The organism is Spirosoma endophyticum, assembly GCF_900112365.1.
GTDB classification, from domain to species: Bacteria; Bacteroidota; Bacteroidia; order Cytophagales; family Spirosomataceae; genus Spirosoma; species Spirosoma endophyticum.
Window position 1 is genome coordinate 501,168 of record NZ_FOLQ01000002.1, and the last position, 16,556, is coordinate 517,723.

General features: G+C 50.2%; 12 protein-coding genes. 9 read left to right on the forward strand and 3 right to left on the reverse strand.

The window, feature by feature from the left end:
- Nucleotides 1-103 precede the first annotated feature (103 nt).
- The 4 genes from BM202_RS07100 to BM202_RS07115 all read left to right on the forward strand — a co-directional run bounded on the left by BM202_RS07100 (nt 104) and on the right by BM202_RS07115 (nt 4,796).
- Nucleotides 104-958, forward strand: coding sequence for a glycerophosphodiester phosphodiesterase (locus BM202_RS07100; RefSeq protein ID WP_093824409.1), 855 nt, complete (start codon nt 104-106; stop codon nt 956-958).
- A gap of 104 nt (nt 959-1,062) precedes the next feature.
- On the forward strand, nt 1,063-2,445 hold the full coding sequence (locus BM202_RS07105) for a purple acid phosphatase family protein (RefSeq protein ID WP_093824411.1): 1,383 nt from the start codon (nt 1,063-1,065) through the stop codon (nt 2,443-2,445).
- A 24-nt stretch (nt 2,446-2,469) separates the two neighbouring features.
- Nucleotides 2,470-3,618 (forward strand): acyltransferase family protein, encoded by a 1,149-nt coding sequence (locus tag BM202_RS07110; RefSeq protein WP_093824413.1) that lies wholly within the window; start codon nt 2,470-2,472, stop codon nt 3,616-3,618.
- A 113-nt stretch (nt 3,619-3,731) separates the two neighbouring features.
- Nucleotides 3,732-4,796 carry a DNA glycosylase AlkZ-like family protein gene (locus BM202_RS07115; protein WP_093824415.1) on the forward strand — a complete coding sequence of 355 codons (1,065 nt, stop codon included), beginning with the start codon at nt 3,732-3,734 and terminating at the stop codon, nt 4,794-4,796.
- 48 nt (nt 4,797-4,844) lie between these two features.
- Here the strand turns inward: BM202_RS07115 and BM202_RS07120 are convergent, their stop codons facing one another.
- Nucleotides 4,845-5,942: an acyltransferase family protein gene (locus BM202_RS07120; protein WP_093824417.1), complete on the reverse strand. Its 1,098-nt coding sequence runs from the start codon at nt 5,940-5,942 to the stop codon at nt 4,845-4,847.
- 83 nt (nt 5,943-6,025) lie between these two features.
- On the opposite strand from BM202_RS07120, the gene BM202_RS07125 reads away from it, so the two are divergent.
- The 4 genes from BM202_RS07125 (at nt 6,026) to BM202_RS07140 (ending at nt 12,130) form a co-directional block, all read left to right on the forward strand.
- The gene (locus BM202_RS07125; RefSeq protein WP_093824419.1) at nt 6,026-8,617 is read left to right on the forward strand and encodes a family 20 glycosylhydrolase; all 2,592 of its coding nucleotides are present in this window, start codon (nt 6,026-6,028) and stop codon (nt 8,615-8,617) included.
- Between the two features lie 105 nt (nt 8,618-8,722).
- A complete protein-coding gene (locus BM202_RS07130; RefSeq protein WP_093824421.1) occupies nt 8,723-9,595 on the forward strand; it encodes an ROK family protein in 873 nt (290 codons plus the stop codon).
- A 43-nt stretch (nt 9,596-9,638) separates the two neighbouring features.
- A complete protein-coding gene (locus tag BM202_RS07135; protein ID WP_093824423.1) occupies nt 9,639-10,901 on the forward strand; it encodes an MFS transporter in 1,263 nt (420 codons plus the stop codon).
- 65 nt (nt 10,902-10,966) lie between these two features.
- Nucleotides 10,967-12,130 (forward strand): AraC family transcriptional regulator, encoded by a 1,164-nt coding sequence (locus BM202_RS07140; RefSeq protein ID WP_093825166.1) that lies wholly within the window; start codon nt 10,967-10,969, stop codon nt 12,128-12,130.
- 3 nt (nt 12,131-12,133) lie between these two features.
- Here BM202_RS07140 and BM202_RS07145 read toward each other — a convergent pair whose 3' ends face one another.
- Together BM202_RS07145 and BM202_RS07150 are read right to left on the reverse strand one after the other, a co-directional pair.
- Nucleotides 12,134-14,503: a hypothetical protein gene (locus BM202_RS07145; protein ID WP_093824425.1), complete on the reverse strand. Its 2,370-nt coding sequence runs from the start codon at nt 14,501-14,503 to the stop codon at nt 12,134-12,136.
- Nucleotides 14,504-14,532: 29 nt separating this feature from the next.
- The gene (locus BM202_RS07150) at nt 14,533-15,765 is read right to left on the reverse strand and encodes a DegT/DnrJ/EryC1/StrS family aminotransferase (RefSeq protein WP_093824427.1); all 1,233 of its coding nucleotides are present in this window, start codon (nt 15,763-15,765) and stop codon (nt 14,533-14,535) included.
- Nucleotides 15,766-16,057: 292 nt separating this feature from the next.
- Here BM202_RS07150 and yiaA point away from each other — a divergent pair, with 292 nt between their 5' ends.
- Nucleotides 16,058-16,456, forward strand: coding sequence for an inner membrane protein YiaA (yiaA, locus tag BM202_RS07155; protein WP_093824429.1), 399 nt, complete (start codon nt 16,058-16,060; stop codon nt 16,454-16,456).
- The last annotated feature ends 100 nt before the right edge of the window (nt 16,457-16,556 follow it).

Below are 16,556 nucleotides of genomic sequence, written 5' to 3' on the forward strand. Positions count from 1 at the left end.
TTACCATCACTCGATCGCCTGTCTGGCGGATAAACTCAGTGCTTCTCTGCAAACTTACCCTGTCAATTGGCCGGGGCAAAACCTAAGTTGAAAAACGCTCAGCATGCATGGAAGTATAAAGTACGTAGCGTGTAGCTTCGTCATTGGGTGTTTGGCTGCTCAAATCACTACGTATGGTCAATCCCCGGATTCGCTCGGGTATTACCGAACGAAGCTTACGGCTCACCATAAAATGGGCGTCTCGGCGCACAGAGGCTCGTCGGAAATCGCTCCGGAAAATACACTCGCTACGTTTCGGGCGGTTTTGCAACTCCAGGTCGACTACATAGAGATTGATGTGCGGACGACGAAGGACGGGCAACTCATCATTTTGCACGATGCTACGTTGAATCGCACGACGAATGGAACCGGTTCGCTAAAAGAGCAGACACTGGCCGAACTGAAAAAGCTATCGGCCGCCCAGGGATACGACGAACAGTTTCAAAAAGAGCAAATTCCTACGCTGGAGGAAGTTTGCCAACTACTTGCTAACTGGAATACCAATCATACCGGGAAAACAAATCTGTACGTCGATTGCAAGGACGTAGCACCCGCGCCACTGGTGGCTATCCTCTCGAACTATGGCTTGCTCAACGATGCCGTTTTTTACGGTTCCGACGAAATGTTACTGGCCTTACAGAAGGCGGCTCCAACGGCGAAATTGATGCCTGGGCTGAAGAAAATCGATACACTGACCGATAAAATCAACAAACTTCATCCCTATGCCTTCGATGTGAGCTGGCCCGCCCTGAACGAATCGCTCGTTGGCCAACTTCATCAACAGCGGATTAAGGTATTTTCTGACTTGTTAGATGGGTACGATTTACCCACCCAATACGCAAAAGCGGCTCAACTGGGTATCGACGTCATTCAGACAGACCATGTGTTAAGCGTGTACCGGACGCTGACAACGAAATAAGATAACCCCCAATCCCTGAAAGGAGGCTCAATTTATAAGTGAGTAAAGCCCCCATCAGGGGGTTTTATGGCGATCAATACATAATTTCAACATATTTACTCTTCATGATACGTACCATCTTCACGTTTCTCATTCTATTAATCGCCACGTCGACCTGGGCGCAGATTCACAAGGACTATACCCCAACCGTTTATCCCGACCGGCTGATACTGGGTTGGCAGGGAAATCCCGCTACGTCCCAATCGGTTAATTGGCGTACCGATTCGACCGTGATGAACGCTGTGGGAGCCATTGCCGAAGCTGATCCATCCCCCGATTTTGTCAATAAGGCAACCATCGTTCCGGCCGCCACCGACCGCATCGTTCTCGACGGAAAATCGGTTTTTTATCATGCTGTTCATTTTAAAAACCTGAAACCGGCCACCCAGTATAGTTATCGGGTTGGGGACGGAACGCACTGGAGTGAGTGGTTTCATTTTAAAACGGCGCAGGATCATCCCGCACCGTTTTCTTTTTTGTATTTCGGCGACGCTCAAAACGACATTCGCTCGCTTTGGTCGCGGGCTATTCGCGGGGCTTACTCAACTTTGCCTAAGGTGAATCTGATGATTCACGCGGGCGATTTAATCACTACGTCAAACGCCGACTGGCAATGGGCTGAGTGGTTTGAAGCGGGCGGCTGGATCAACGGCATGGTGCCAACGCTGGCGACGCCGGGTAACCACGAATATTTTAAGGATGAAACAGGTAAATCCCGTGTATCGAGGCACTGGCGCCCCTCATTCGTGCTCCCCGAAAACGGGCCAAAGGGTTTGGAGGAAACTGCGTACTCATTTGACTACCAGGGTACTCGGTTTGTTTCGCTGAATTCGCAGGCGGCCCTGCTCGATTCGACGGTGTTGGCTACGCAGGCCAATTGGCTTGTGCAAACGTTAAGCAACAACCCCAATCGGTGGACCATTGTCGTTCACCATCACCCGATCTATTCGACGAAACAGGGGCGTGACAACGACGAATGGCGTGAAAAGATGGAGCCAATTTACAAAAAATATGGCGTCGATCTGGTGCTACAGGGCCATGACCATACCTACGGCCGGGGGCTGAATATGCCGTTGGGCAAGAGTCGAAAGCACCCCGATGGACCGATTTACGTAGTGTCAGTAAGTGGACCAAAAATGTACGATATTGGCTTGCAAAACTGGATGGACCGGGCGGGATCGAATACGCAGTTATACCAAACCATTTCGATTGACGGCGATAAATTGTCTTATCAGTCGTACACCGTAACAGGCGAGAAATATGATACATTTGACCTACTTAAAAACGGTAAAGGTCAAAATACCCTCGTCGATCAGTCGCCGGTGCTGGCTCCCGAACGGCTCGAACTCCCGGCAGAGTATCAGAAAAAGTACAAACCCCAGGAGATGGACGAATACCGAAATCGTTTTCAGGAATACAAAGCCCGCAAACAGGCGAAAAAAGAGTAATACCCATATAGAATCTGCCCCTCTATGCAAACAACTACGTCAAATTCAGCCGAACCGGCTATTGCCCAGCCCGCGCCTATCAAACGACTTCTCTCGCTCGATACATTGCGCGGGTTCGACATGTTCTGGATCATGGGCGGTGAAGAAGTCTTTCATGCGCTGGCCAAAACGACCGGCTGGGCCTGGGCCATTCTGCTGGCTGATCAGTTCACGCACCCCAGCTGGAATGGGTTTCGGGCCTATGACCTGATTTTTCCGTTGTTTGTGTTTATGGCAGGTGTGTCAACGCCGTTTTCAATAGGAGGGAAGCTCGAAAAAGGAGCCGATAAGTCCCAGATTGCCCGTAAGATCATCACGCGTGGCCTTATTCTGGTTTTGTTAGGTGTCATTTATAACAATGGTCTGTTTGTTAAAGCCCTTCAGGACACGCGTTTTCCGAGCGTTCTGGGACGTATTGGACTCGCGGGAATGTTCGCGCAATTGATTTACCTGTATGCCAAACCGCGCACGCAGTACATCTGGTTTATTGGGATTTTGCTGGGCTATTGGGCTGCCATGATGCTGATTCCCGTGCCGGGTTGCGGGGCCGGTGTGCTAACGATGGAATGCAATCTGGCCAGTTACATTGACCGCCAGTTGGTGCCGGGTCATTTGTATAAAACGATCCATGATCCAGAAGGACTGTTCTCCACGATTCCGGCCATCTGCAACGCATTGCTGGGGATTTTTGCCGGTACGTTTCTGCGTACGCATGGCAAAACGGGCAATCAGAAAGCACTGCAACTGCTTGGTGCGGGCGTGGGGTTTGTCGTACTCGGCTGGCTCTGGAATTTCGTTTTTCCTGTCAACAAAAACCTGTGGACCAGTTCGTTCATGCTGGTTACCGGTGGGCTTAGCCTAACGCTACTAGCTATATTCTACTGGATTATCGACATAAAAGACATAAAGGGCTGGACATTCTTCTTTACCATCATCGGCATGAACTCCATCCTGATTTATCTGGCGGGTGAGTTTATTGATTTTGGCTATGCTGCCCGTTTTTTCTTTGGGGGATTGCTCAAGCTATCGGCCTCCGAAGTGGTCCTGGAGGTCGGTGGTGTGCTGGCCATACTGGCTGTCAAATGGGTATTTCTGTATTTTCTGTACAGGAAGAAAACGTTTCTACGGGTTTGAGCGAGCCGATCAACTTCTTTTTATACAGACTTTTCGGATAGATGTTGACGCAACCTTTATGCCGGAAATAAGCTAGTTTTGCTAGGTAACCCGCTTGGAAAGTATAAAAAAATATGGAATCGACGTTGAACGACTTACGGCAACAGGCTATCTCGATGTCGCTTTTCAAGCCTACTACGTTCGGTCAGGCCATTGAGCAGCTTGGCTTTGTTCAGGCCGATCCCATCCGGTCGCCAGCAAGAGCCCAGGATCTTATTCTGCGTCATCGGGTGGTGGACTACCGGGTGGGCGACATCGAATTGCATTACCCATCCCAGGGGTTGGAAGAAGATTTTCTTTACGCATATGGATTTATGCCTCAATCAACCTGGCGACTGCTGCACCCAAGACGAGAAAAAGAACTCAGTCTGACTGAACAACGCGTGCTTGCTGTTGTCGAGAACCACAAACGAATTCACCCACGCGAACTGGAAAGCTACCTTGGTGCCAAACGGGAACTGAATGATTGGGGAGGTTATTCAAAATCGACGACACGAGCCTTACAGGCACTTCACTATCGTGGTTCTCTGCGGGTTGTTGAACGTGAAAAGGGAATTCGTTTGTATGAACTGACTTCCCGACGGCACGAGCCGATGGAGTCTGACGAGCGCTTGCGTCAGCTTGTCTTACTGATTGCCTCCATCCTCGGCCCCCTATCGGATCGCAGCCTCCACACGGTGGTACAATATACAATCCGCAACGCGCCCATGCTGGATGGAAGACGGTCCATTGTGAAAAAGCTCATCGAAGCCAGTGACCTAGCCTATGCCGTTGTTGATAAAGTTCGGTATGTATGGCCCGCGACGGCTAGGGTTGCCAATCGATCGAATGAATCGGTTCACTTTTTATCTCCTTTCGATCCACTTGTTTGGGATCGTAAACGGTTTGAACATTTCTGGGATTGGACATACCGATTTGAGGCCTACACACCGACGGCGAAACGGCAACTCGGCTATTATGCCATGCCCATGCTCTGGCGGGATGACATTGTTGGATGGGTTACTATTTCGAATCAGAAGGATAACTTTATTGTCGAACCCGGTTTCAAAAAAGACATATCAACCGATCTGAGTTTTGATCAGGCATTCGAGGCAGAAGTAGAACGGTTTCGCCTGTTTCTCCAAAAACGGTTGCCTTAGAGACAGTAACATTGCTCCAAACCCGGACAACCGCATTCCGGCCGGTCTCTACAACTTGATAAAAATCTTCCTGGTATACAGCCCATAAGCCGGAATGAAATTGATGCCGGTGAAAAATAACGCATATAACAAACTGGCTAGTTCAGTTTGTACACCGATGTCGATCATGCCACTCACAACCTGCTCATTTAGTGGAAGATTGCCGAATTTGAATCGGTAGAAAAAGAGGGCAAAAATGTCGGCCAGTACGTATACAGCGATGGCATTAGCTCCGAAAATGACGCCCGGTTTCGTTCCGCTTTTATAACCAAGAACATCGATCAGAAAATACAGGGCACCCAGCAGTAGCGCGGCAAAACCGGACGTAACGAGCACAAAAGAGCTCGTCCAGAGGTTTTCGTTGACAGGAAACGTCAGTCCCCAGAAATAGCCAGCAGTCGCCGTGAAGAATCCGGTCGTCATCAGGTACGACACTTTTTCGGTTGGGCTGGCGCGACTGAGCATCCAGCGTCCGGCCAGCATGCCCGTAATGCCTGTTACGATGGAGGGGAACGTACTGAGTATGCCTTCGGGGTCCCAGGTGCCCTGCCACATACGGCCGGGCAGGTATTTTCGGTCGAGCCAGGCTGCCAGATTCTGACCTGGTTCCAGCACTACTTTTCCAACGTCTGGTGTTGGAATTTGGGTCATGGCTAACCAATAGGCAACCAGCGTGATAGCGCAAATCCAGACTTGCTGTTTCCAGGTCGTGTTCAGAAAAAGGAACGCGCAAACCAGAAACACAATAGCGATTCGGTGCAGGGTGCCTGTCCAGCGGATCGTAGAAAAATCAAAATCGGGCATCAGGTTCAGGAACATGCCCACGGCGAAAATTTTCAGTGACCGGATCACGATTTTCCGATACAACTCGCCAGTAGGACCGTCTTCTGTTCGCTTTCTACCGTAAGCCAGTGCAATGGAAACGCCTACAATAAACAGAAACGTAGGGGCAATTAAATCCGTGAAAGAAAGCCCATTCCATTTCGTGTGTCGCAACGTGAAATACACAAACTCCTCGCTTCCCGGAAAGTTGGCTACAATCATGGCCGCGATGGTAAAGCCACGCATCGCATCTAACGAAATGAGTCGGCCTGGTTGTTGTATCATTAAATTGTTAAAAAGCCCTGTTTCGACAATGGTATCTTTAGTACTGATTTGAGTACTATAAGGGCTATTAAACCCGAAGATTTATGCGTACTGGTTTTTATGCCACGTTATTCGCGCTACTGATTATTTGTCTGAATGGCTGTCGGCAGGCCGAAAAAAGTAGTATTGATGAGGGACGACAACTGGCTATCTCCTGGGAGTTGGTCAGTAATTTTACGGATACAAAAGACGGATTTGACGCTCGCTTCAAGCTTACGAACAAAAGCGACGTAGCCCTGACGGATGCCAATTGGGCGTTGTTTTTCAACATGTCGCCCCGGCCCATTCTTCCGGCCAAAACACCCCAGCCTGCTACAGTTCAGCACATCAATGGGGATTGGTATAAACTGACGCCCAACCAGGGATTTAGTCTTGCACCCGGTGCATCAACGGAAGTTCTATATCAGGGCACCGAAGCCGTTACTAAGGTTACGGATGCACCCTTAGGGCTATACGTTGTTTACTACGACAAAGACGGCAAAGAAGAAAACATTGTTCAGATCGCGCAGGCGAACTATACAATCGTGCCGTTTACGCGGAAAGAGCAGATGCTACGGGGTACGGGCGACTTGTATCCATTGGCAACTTCCGAAAACACGTACCAAAATAACCTGGCTGTGTCGTTGCTCCCCGTCGAACAGCTCCAGAAAATCATTCCATCGCCCGTAAAACTGACCACCAGTGCAAGTGTGTTAACCTTAAATTCTTCGCTGCCGATTTATGCCGAGAAAGGCCTCGAAAGCGAAGCGAATTTTTTGAGTCAGAAACTAAAAACGCTGACCGGGAAAGACTTTTCGGTAAATGCTGGAACCGCGACTACGAAAGGTATTTTTTTGAAAACGGGCAAAATTAGCATCAACGGCGTAGCGAAAGAAGCGTATCGGCTGGGCATCGACGGGAACGGGGTGTCGATTGTCGGGAGCGATGCGGCTGGCGTTTTCTACGGTGTGCAGAGTTTACTGGCCCTCATCCCGACCACTACGTATTTGACCCCCTCCGCCGATATTCCACTCAACTATGTGCAGGTTGACGATGCACCCCGGTTTGAATTCCGGGGTATGCATCTGGATGTGAGCCGGAATTTCCAGACAAAAGAAACCATCCTCCGCCTGCTTGATCTGCTGGCGTTTTATAAAGTCAATAAATTTCTATTCTACACGACGGAAGACGAAGGCTGGCGACTCGAAATTGATGGCTTGCCCGAACTGACCAAAGTGGGTGCGCAACGGGAACATACGTCGGGAAAAGAGACAGCGGTGTTGCATCCGGCCTATGGGTCTGGTCCGAAAGCTTACGACGAAGGCAAATACGGCAGTGGCTATTACACGAAAGCCGATTTTATCGACATACTGAAATACGCGAAAGAGCGCCATATCAAGGTGATCCCCGAAGTGAATTTGCCGGGCCACGCCCGGGCCGCCATTAAAGCGATGGAAGCCCGGTATGACCGATTGATGAAAGAAGGCAAAGAAAAGGAAGCGAATGAATACCGGCTCATCGACCCCAACGATAACTCCGTGTATTTGTCGGCGCAGGGCTATACCGATAACGTAGTGAGTGTGGGCCTGGAATCCACGTATCACTTTTATGAAAAAGTGGTCGATGAAATCACCAAAATGTATAAAGAAGCCGGGCTGCCGATGGACGTCATGCACGCGGGTGGCGATGAAGTGCCCGATGGCGTCTGGACAAAATCGCCCATTGCGGCCAATGTACTGAAAGCCAACCCGACAATCAAAGACCCTAAAAATTTACAGGCCTATTTCTTCGGAAAACTTCGGGAGCGGCTCGCCAAACGAAACCTGGAGGTTCATGCCTGGGAGGAGGCCGTCCTGGTGAAAGCGACCGATGGGAAATTAGTGATGAATCCTGAATTTGTGGGCAAGGGCGTTGTTCCCTACGTCTGGAATAACCTGTTTGATATCGACCTCGGCAATCGACTGGCAAATGCCGGTTATCCGGTTGTGCTTTGCAACGTATCGAATTTCTATTTCGATATGGCGTATAATAACGATCCGCAGGAGCCGGGACTGTATTGGGCGGGCTACGTCGATACGCGGAATAACTGGGCCTTTGCGCCCTTCGATATGTTCAAGACCACCTACAAAACGTCGATGGGAAAACCATTGAGTTTCGCCTGGCTGGAACGGATGAAACCCGAAGCGCGTAAAAACGTTCGGGGTATTGAGTCGCAACTCTGGAGTGAAACCGTCAAAGGTCGCGACATGGCTGAGTACGATATGCTGCCCAAACTGTTGGGTTTTGCCGAAAGTGCCTGGGCACCAGAGCGGCCCTGGGAAACCATCGAAAACCGGCAGGCGCGCGAGACGTCGATGAAGACAGGCTGGAATGTGTTTGCCAATACGCTGGCTCAGAAAGATTTACCACGACTGGCCCATATTAATGGCGGATACACGTATCGGTTACCGCTTCCGGGCGTTCATATTGAAAAAGGCATGGTAAATGCCAATGTCGAGTTGCCGGGTCTTAGGATTCGATACACGACGGATGGTTCTGAGCCAACCGCCCAATCGCCGGTTTACAAAAGTCCGGTGAAGGTGTCGGGTACGGTGAAACTCAGGAGTTTTGATGCCGCGGGTCGGTCGAGCCGGTCGGCGGTTGTTGTCGTGCCTTAACTGAAAATACCCCCAACCCCCTGAAGGGGGCTTAATCCACAAGTGAGCAAAGTCCCCTTCAGGGGGTTGGGGGTAGTCTTATCAAGATAAAAACTGCTTTTCAACATGACTATCGGAGTTGATTTAGGAGGCACTAATGTGAGAGCCGGTCTGGTCGATAATGGGTTAATTATTCGCCAGAAAAGTAAAGCGTTACATCAGAAAGATTCCCTCCCGGCTACACTGGCACAAGTGATCGAACTGATTCGACCCTTTGTCGAGTCGTCTGTCAGTAGCATTGGTATTGGCGTGCCGTCGGTGGTCGATATAGAGCGGGGGATTGTCTACAACGTAGCTAATATTCCGTCGTGGGAGGAAGTGGCACTACGGGCTATTCTGGAAAAAGAATTTGACCTGCCGGTTTTTGTGAACAATGACGTGAATTGTTTTACGCTCGGCGAACATCAGTTCGGGATGGCACAAGGCTACCGATCGGCGGTTGGTATGGCCATTGGTACGGGTCTTGGCTCCGGCGTTGTTGTTGATAATCAGTTGTATACGGGGAGCAACTGCGGAGCGGGTGAAATTGGATTACTACCTTACCTCGACAAGAATATCGAGTCGTATGCGGCTGCTCAATTTTTCGAAGCCAAGCATGGAACAACGGCCCTGGAAGCGAATCAGGCCGCCCGGCTGGGGGCGAAGAACGCGCTGAAACTCTGGGACGAATTTGGTAAACATTTTGGCGTTGCCGTCAAAGCTGTGCTCTACACCTACGATCCTGAAGTAATTGTTTTGGGCGGTTCCATTGCCAACGCCTATCCGTTTTTCAGAACGACCATGTTCGAAAGTATGGCTGATTTTGCGTATCCGGTAACGCTCCGGCGGTTGAAGATTTTTCAATCGCAGAACGAGAATATTGCCCTTTTGGGAGCGGCCGCGCTGGCTCAGGGTGCGGAGCATGGCGCATGGGCCGTCCGTCGTTACGGCATGGGGTAACCCGTCCCCATGTGCCACACCACTCATTCGCCTAAAGCTTCCGATGAAACGAAACACGCTGATTGTTGTCCTGATTCTGCTGATATTTTTTGTCATCTCCTTTCTGACCAACATTCTGGGGCCGATCATTCCCGATCTGGTCGAAAGTTTTCACCTCAGTATCGGCCTGGCGGGATTTCTGCCGTTCGCCTTTTTTGTGGCGTATGGTGTGTCGATTCCGTCCGGAATTCTGGTGGAAAAATTTCGGGAGAAACCCGTGCTGATTGGAGCGTTTGTACTGGCCTTGCTGGGGTCATTGCTCTTCGCGTTGATCCCCCGGTTTTCGGTAGCGCTGGTCTCTTTATTTTCCATCGGCGTGGGGATGGCCATGTTACAGGTGGCTATCAATCCGCTGCTTCGGGTAGCCGGTGGCGAGGAACATTTTGCGTTTAATTCGGTACTGGCCCAGCTTTTTTCCGGGGCTGCTTCATTTTTTAGTCCCTTGCTGTACAGTTACTTCGTTCAAACGATTCATACCGACAATACGTCCTTTTTTATACGTCTGCTCAACCAGGTGGTGCCGGTTCATTTTGAATGGGTGTCGTTATACTGGGTTTTCGCCTTCACTACGTTGCTGATGATCGTGGTGGTGGCATTGATCAAATTTCCGGCGGTTGCACTCAGGGACGACGAAAAAATAGAGGTTGGTGGTACGTTGGTTGAGTTGCTGAAAGATAAAACGGTACGGCTCTTTTTCGTTGGAATTTTTGCCTATGTCGGTACAGAACAGGGCATTGCCAACTGGATGTCGAAATTCCTGCAACTCTATCATGGCGTCGACCCAGCCACCGATGGCGCTACGGCCGTCGCCTATTTCTGGGGCTTAATGACCGTTGGCTGCGTACTTGGCTTGATCCTGCTGAAATTTATCGACAGCCGAAACGTGTTGATTGTGTTTACATTGGGTGCGCTTGTCTCATTGGTGTTAGGATTATTTGGTCCGAAAGAATGGGCACTTTATGCGTTGCCGGGCACGGGCTTTTTTGCGTCGGTCATGTGGTCGATTATTTTCTCACTGGCGCTCAATTCTGTACCGAAACATCATGGCACATTTTCTGGTATCTTGTGCACCGGAATCGTGGGTGGTGCGCTGGTGCCGCTCATCATCGGTGGGCTAGCCGAACTGGTAGGGCTACGGTTAGCCATGCTTCTGCTGCTCACTACGTTAGGCTACATTTTTAGTATTGGCATCTGGGCCAAACCCCTGGTAACGAACGCGACGATTAAATTAAAGAGTTCTATAATGAGCGAAAGAATGACTGAGTGAAAGAGCGAAAAAACTACCGGATGGCTTACGCTCATTCACTCATTCACTCTTTCGCTATTTGGCACATGCACAAGATCATTCTACTGATTGATTTCTCCGAGGACTACAGCCGGAATCTGTTGAAAGGGATTTCCAAATACGCCCGCGAACATGGTCCCTGGGTGTTTTGCCAGATGCCCCTTTTTCACCGGGAAACCCTGGGCGTCGATGGTATCCTGAACTGGGCCCGCGATTGGGAAGCCGATGGCATTATCGGGCAGCTCTACAACGATAGCAGCGTAGAGAAGATCGTTCAGGCGGGCATTCCGGTCATTGCGCAGGACTTCAAAGAGCGTTTTGTCGAGATTCCGAACATAACCGGTGCGCACCGGGCAACGGGCGCTTTAGCTGCTGATTATTTCCTGCGGAAAGGCTTCCGCCATTTCGCTTTTTACGGATTCAAACACATTGTCTGGTCAAGGGAACGGGCCGAAGGTTTCGACGAGCGGGTGTCCAAATCCGGGTGTTCGGTGCATTATTTTGAACATGAAGAGTACAGTTCAAGTGATCTATGGCATTATAAACCCAGTTCGTTGAGTAAGTGGCTGTTATCGTTGCCCAAGCCCATTGCCATTCTGACCTGCGACGATCGGATGGGGCAACATATAACCGAAACCTGTCGGCATTCGGGCATTCGGATTCCCGAAGAAGTAGCGGTGCTGGGCGTCGATAATGACGAAATGCTCTGTGAACTTTCAGACCCTCCGCTTTCCAGCATTATGCAGGATGCCGAGAAAGGGGGGTACGATGCTGCTCAGCTGCTTGATCGGCTGATTCGCAAGGAGATAACCGATATTTATGACATTATCGTTGAGCCCACGCAGGTCATTACCCGTCAGTCGACCGACATTTACGCAACCCACGACGAATACATTGCGTCGTCGCTGAAATATATTCACCAGAACATCGATAAAAACCTTCAGGTCGATGAGGTCGTGAAGCAGGTACCGTTGTCGAGACGGTCGCTGGAAATGCGGTTTCAGCAGGTGATCGGGTACCCGATCTATAAATACATCCAGAACCTACGTATTGAAAAATTCTCGAAAAAACTGCTGGAAACCGATCAGGCTGTTTTCGAAATAGCGATGGATCTGGGTCTGAACGATACGAAAAATATTGCCCGTCAATTCAAGCTGATAAAAGGATGTACGCCCCTCGAATATCGCCATCGGTATCTGGCCGGGAAATAAGTCTTACTGATCTTTCGACGTTTCTTTCAGCAGCCAGATGTCTGAAATTCGGGAATTTTGCCGCCAGTTCAGATGCGATTCTTCCGGCTGGTCAAACGTAACGCTGATACGTCCATCCTGCGTAGCGACTAAGGGAACAATCCACTCTTTAACTGTATCGGCTTCCCGATTATACTGGATCGGTTCCAGCCGTTTGCCATCCACCCGCAGCAATGCTTCGCCAAAACCCACCACCCGAATAACGTAGCGGGCACCCGGATCAAGGTTATCATAGTCGAGCGCCGGGCTCCGCTGAAACGTTTGCGACGACAACCGGGCCCGACTGAACCCATCTTTCCACCAGGCAATATCCGTGGCGTCGTCGGAGATGGTTTTCACGCGCGGCCCTTTGCTTACGCTCGACACATCATCGTAAAAACTTCCCTTGCCGGGCGTTTCCCAGACACCAATTTTCTTCAGTCGGGCCAGTTGCTCCTCTTTGGTTTTCAGTGATTTAACTTTTGTTATTTCGTCGGCCAGCCACCAGCGGTTGTTGAGCGGATAATCCACAAAGTCCAGCAAACACCCCCGCTCATACCCCTTTGCCTTGTATTTTGGTACGCTGGTTTGTAAGCCGATCGAAGCAAATAAATCAGCACAAAGTGTCTCTATTTTACTGCGTAGCTCGGGCGAGGCCGGTTTTTTGTCGGCCTGATTTATCACATCAAGCGCCTGCGTCATAACCGTTCCCTGGTTTTTTACATCGGCACGAGCCAGTAACGCATTCGCTTTCTTTTCCAGCCCCTGTTCATAAAGTTGGCGTCGGCGCGTATACGTATCATAATAGGCACGTAGCAGAAAAAGCTGCCAGCGCCAGTTGGTGTGTAGCCCCGGATTGTTGGTCTCCAGCTTTTTCCAGTAGGCAAACGTGGTTTCTACACCGCCATTTTCGGCGAGCGGCCCCTGCCAGTTTTGTTCCAGCGCTGCGATGCCATCGGCCGTGGCTTCATCCAATGTTGGGCCGAAGAAAAAGCGACCGTATTCTTTCAGGATCTCGTGGATACTCATGTCCGGGCCCCAGCCGCGCATACTCCAGACCACCTTGTTGACATCATCGTGACACCCGTCCGAGTAGGACACAAATCCGTCCGTAAAAGGAGCTGCAACGGCCTGTGCTTTCGCGTAGAAATAAGGGCGGGGGTTTGGCGCTTCACGGCCCAGTGTCAGCGCGTAGGCCTGATCCCACCGCTCGACGGGAAATTCGCAGCGAACGTTGTGCGTAATGTCGGGGTACTGCCGAATCTGGTACTGTTTGGGTAGCCGGTAGCGGGTTTCGGCCAGGGGTGGACTGCTTGGTCCATGCACAACACCTGCCAGCCAATCGGGCTTATTCTGAGCCAGATAGTCATAGAAAAAATCGATCTGTTCTACACTGAAACCTTGCAGTGAAAGCCAGATTTTGGCCTTCGGATGGTATTTGATCAACAGCGTGTGCAGGTCTTTCAGGAAGGGCATCACCTCTTTCGGATGATTATCCCCTGGATCGCCACCCGGTACGAAAATATGATCGAGCCGGGGACAGGCTTTATAAAAAGATTCGTGTAGATCGAGTTCGGCTTTTCGCTTTGCTACGTCCGTGAGCGCAAACGTAGCGGGGGTCCAGACCCAGTAATCGAGGTCATATTTCTGGCAGATTTCGCTCATTTTGATCCGCATCTCCGGCGCTGGAATCTTGAAATGCGGACTCGGTTTTTCCTCCTCGTGGAAGGGAATGCCTTCAATGGCATTGGTACCAAAAATAGCTAACTCCCGAAAATACTGGTCAAACTGGGCCACCGTCCACGCATCATACGAATTGGCCGTTGTCCGGTAACCCAATTGATGGCCCCGAATGGGGTAAGCCGGTGCTGATGCTACGTCGATTGGCGCAGGTATCTCAAGCTGTTTGGTAGCCATGTTGAGATTACGCAGGAGCCACCCCGTGCCAAACAGAATGCCTCGCGCGTCGGCGCCAATAATCCAGAGCGTACTGCCTTTTGCATTGACCTCGCTGAGAACCCGAAAGCCCTCCGGCTTCACGTCTGGTCTATCCTTCTCGACCTTAACCGGAATCGAAACGCCAAGCAATTCTTTATCGCTTGATAGGACAAATGCGATGGTAATAGGCTTATTATGAGGCCAGTTTGCTACGTTATTCAACGTGATGCCTGTCCGTTTGGCGATTTCTTCGCTCAATAGTTGCGGGGCCGTTTGCCGCATGGGCATAGGTACCGAAGGGGATACAAGCATAACCGCCCGCTGAAGATTAATCGGCTGGGCGGCTAGTGGAATGAACCTCGCTGAACTCAGGACAAGAAATAGACAAAGGCAGGTTACGATACGACAAGGGTTCATAAAAGATAAGGAAAAGAACGTAGTACGGCCTATTTATTGACTGCTTGCTGAACTTTACGGATGGCGTCGGCAAAGGACTCTATATCGCGGCGGGTACCCAGCATGGCCTGCTGGAATATCCACACGGCTTCGTCGGCGCAGGCCCGTTCGGCTACGGGGCAGTACACCTGCGAATAATCGACAGCGTCGGGAATGGCGTAACACATCCAGTTTTTTTGCTGAAAAACGGGTTGTCGGTAAAGCGGGTGCGGATAGCCTGCTGAGCAGGGGAGGCCCTCTGCCGCCAACATGGCTACAAAGGCCTGCTTCGGCAGTTGATTGAACTTCGTTGGGTCGTACCTGAAAATATACAGATGGTAGGCGTGGCGAATAGTAACGTGTCCCCGGCTAAGGGGCGTAATGCCGTCCAGTTCACTCAGTAAGCTATCTAAATACAGGCCATTTTCATTTCGAATTCGGGTTTGTTCGTTGAGCCGTTTCAACTGTTCACTGAGCAAAACGGCCTGCAACTGGGTAATGCGATAATTACAGCCCGGATTGAAATGGTCGTACCATTGCCCTTCGGGAAGTCGTCCTACATTACGTAGTGAATTCATGATCTGGTAAAGCGCATCGTCGTTGGTAATGACCATGCCGCCTTCGCCCGACGTCAGGTTCTTTGACGACTGAAAACTGAAACTACCTGCGTCGCCGATGGAGCCGAGTTTCTGGCCTTTGTATTCGGCTCCGTGGGCATGGGCGGCATCTTCAATCACCCGCAAATTATACCGATGGGCAATGTCCAGAATGGCGTCCATATCGCAGGCTAACCCGGCAAAATGAACGGGAATAATCACTTTGGTCCGTTCGGTAATGGCGGCTTCAATGGCTTTTGGATCAAGGTTGTACGTATCAGGATCTATATCGATAAAAACAGGGACGCAGTTAACCTCCAACACGACAGACGCGGTGGCAATAAAGGTATAGGGGGGGACAATGACTTCATCGCCGGGCCGTACGCCACACGCAATTAAGGCCAATCGGAGCGATACAGATCCGTTTACGCAGCTTATGGCGTATTTAGTGCCACAATACTTAGCAAACTGCTGCTCAAAATCGGCTACGGCCCCGGCACAATCGGGATTTCCCCATTGGCCGCTGCGCACGATGTGGGCTACGGCCTCCACATCCTGTTCATCGTAGATCGGCCAGGGGAACGTAGTTGTAACGGCCTTTTCACCGCCGTCTATCGCCAATTGCTCTATTAAGGGCGTTTTATTCATTCCGAAGAAAAAATATCTTTTCCTTAATACGGAATGAAGTCTATTTCAGGCTATTGGGTAGTGTAAATTTTGATAAGTAGTAAAAGCCATTACAGCCCATGACCCGTTATTTGTTCCAGTTGCTACAGCCAACTACCAATTGTCGCTTTAATGTACCCTGCTGTTGGCTCAAAGTAGCCGATTGAAAATTCCCACTAAGCGCTCAAACATCACGTAGCTACTTTTGTATCGACGATGCTATGCACCGAAAAAATACCCCTTCCTCTAAACCAAAAAATAGAAAATAGTTACAATGAATCAGAAAACATCAGCCGCCTTTGTTGGCGCTTCCTGGCTTGCTCTTGGCACCGGTATGTTCGGCTTCTTAATCGGGCTTTGGCGATCCGACATGCTTTTAAATGAAAAAGGATTCTACTTTACCGTCCTGATGTTCGGCATATTCGCCGTAGTGTCCGTTCAAAAAAGTGTTAGAGACCGATTGGAGGGCTTGCCCGTAACGGATATTTATTACGGTATCTGTTGGTTTTCAACCATCCTGTCTATTTCACTTTTGACGATTGGTTTATGGAATGCGACCCTGCTGCCCAGTGAAAAAGGGTTTTATGCTTTCGCGTTTTTACTGGCGTTATTCGGTGCCATTGCGGTACAGAAAAATACCAGAGATAACCAGGAGTTCAACAAGAAACTATAACTTGCTTGCTCCTTAAAAGCCAAAGCGTAGGGAGCGATATAGTATGTTAATGCCAACGCTTTAGCCAGGATTGTATCTAGGAATTAGGCCCTAAGTGTTT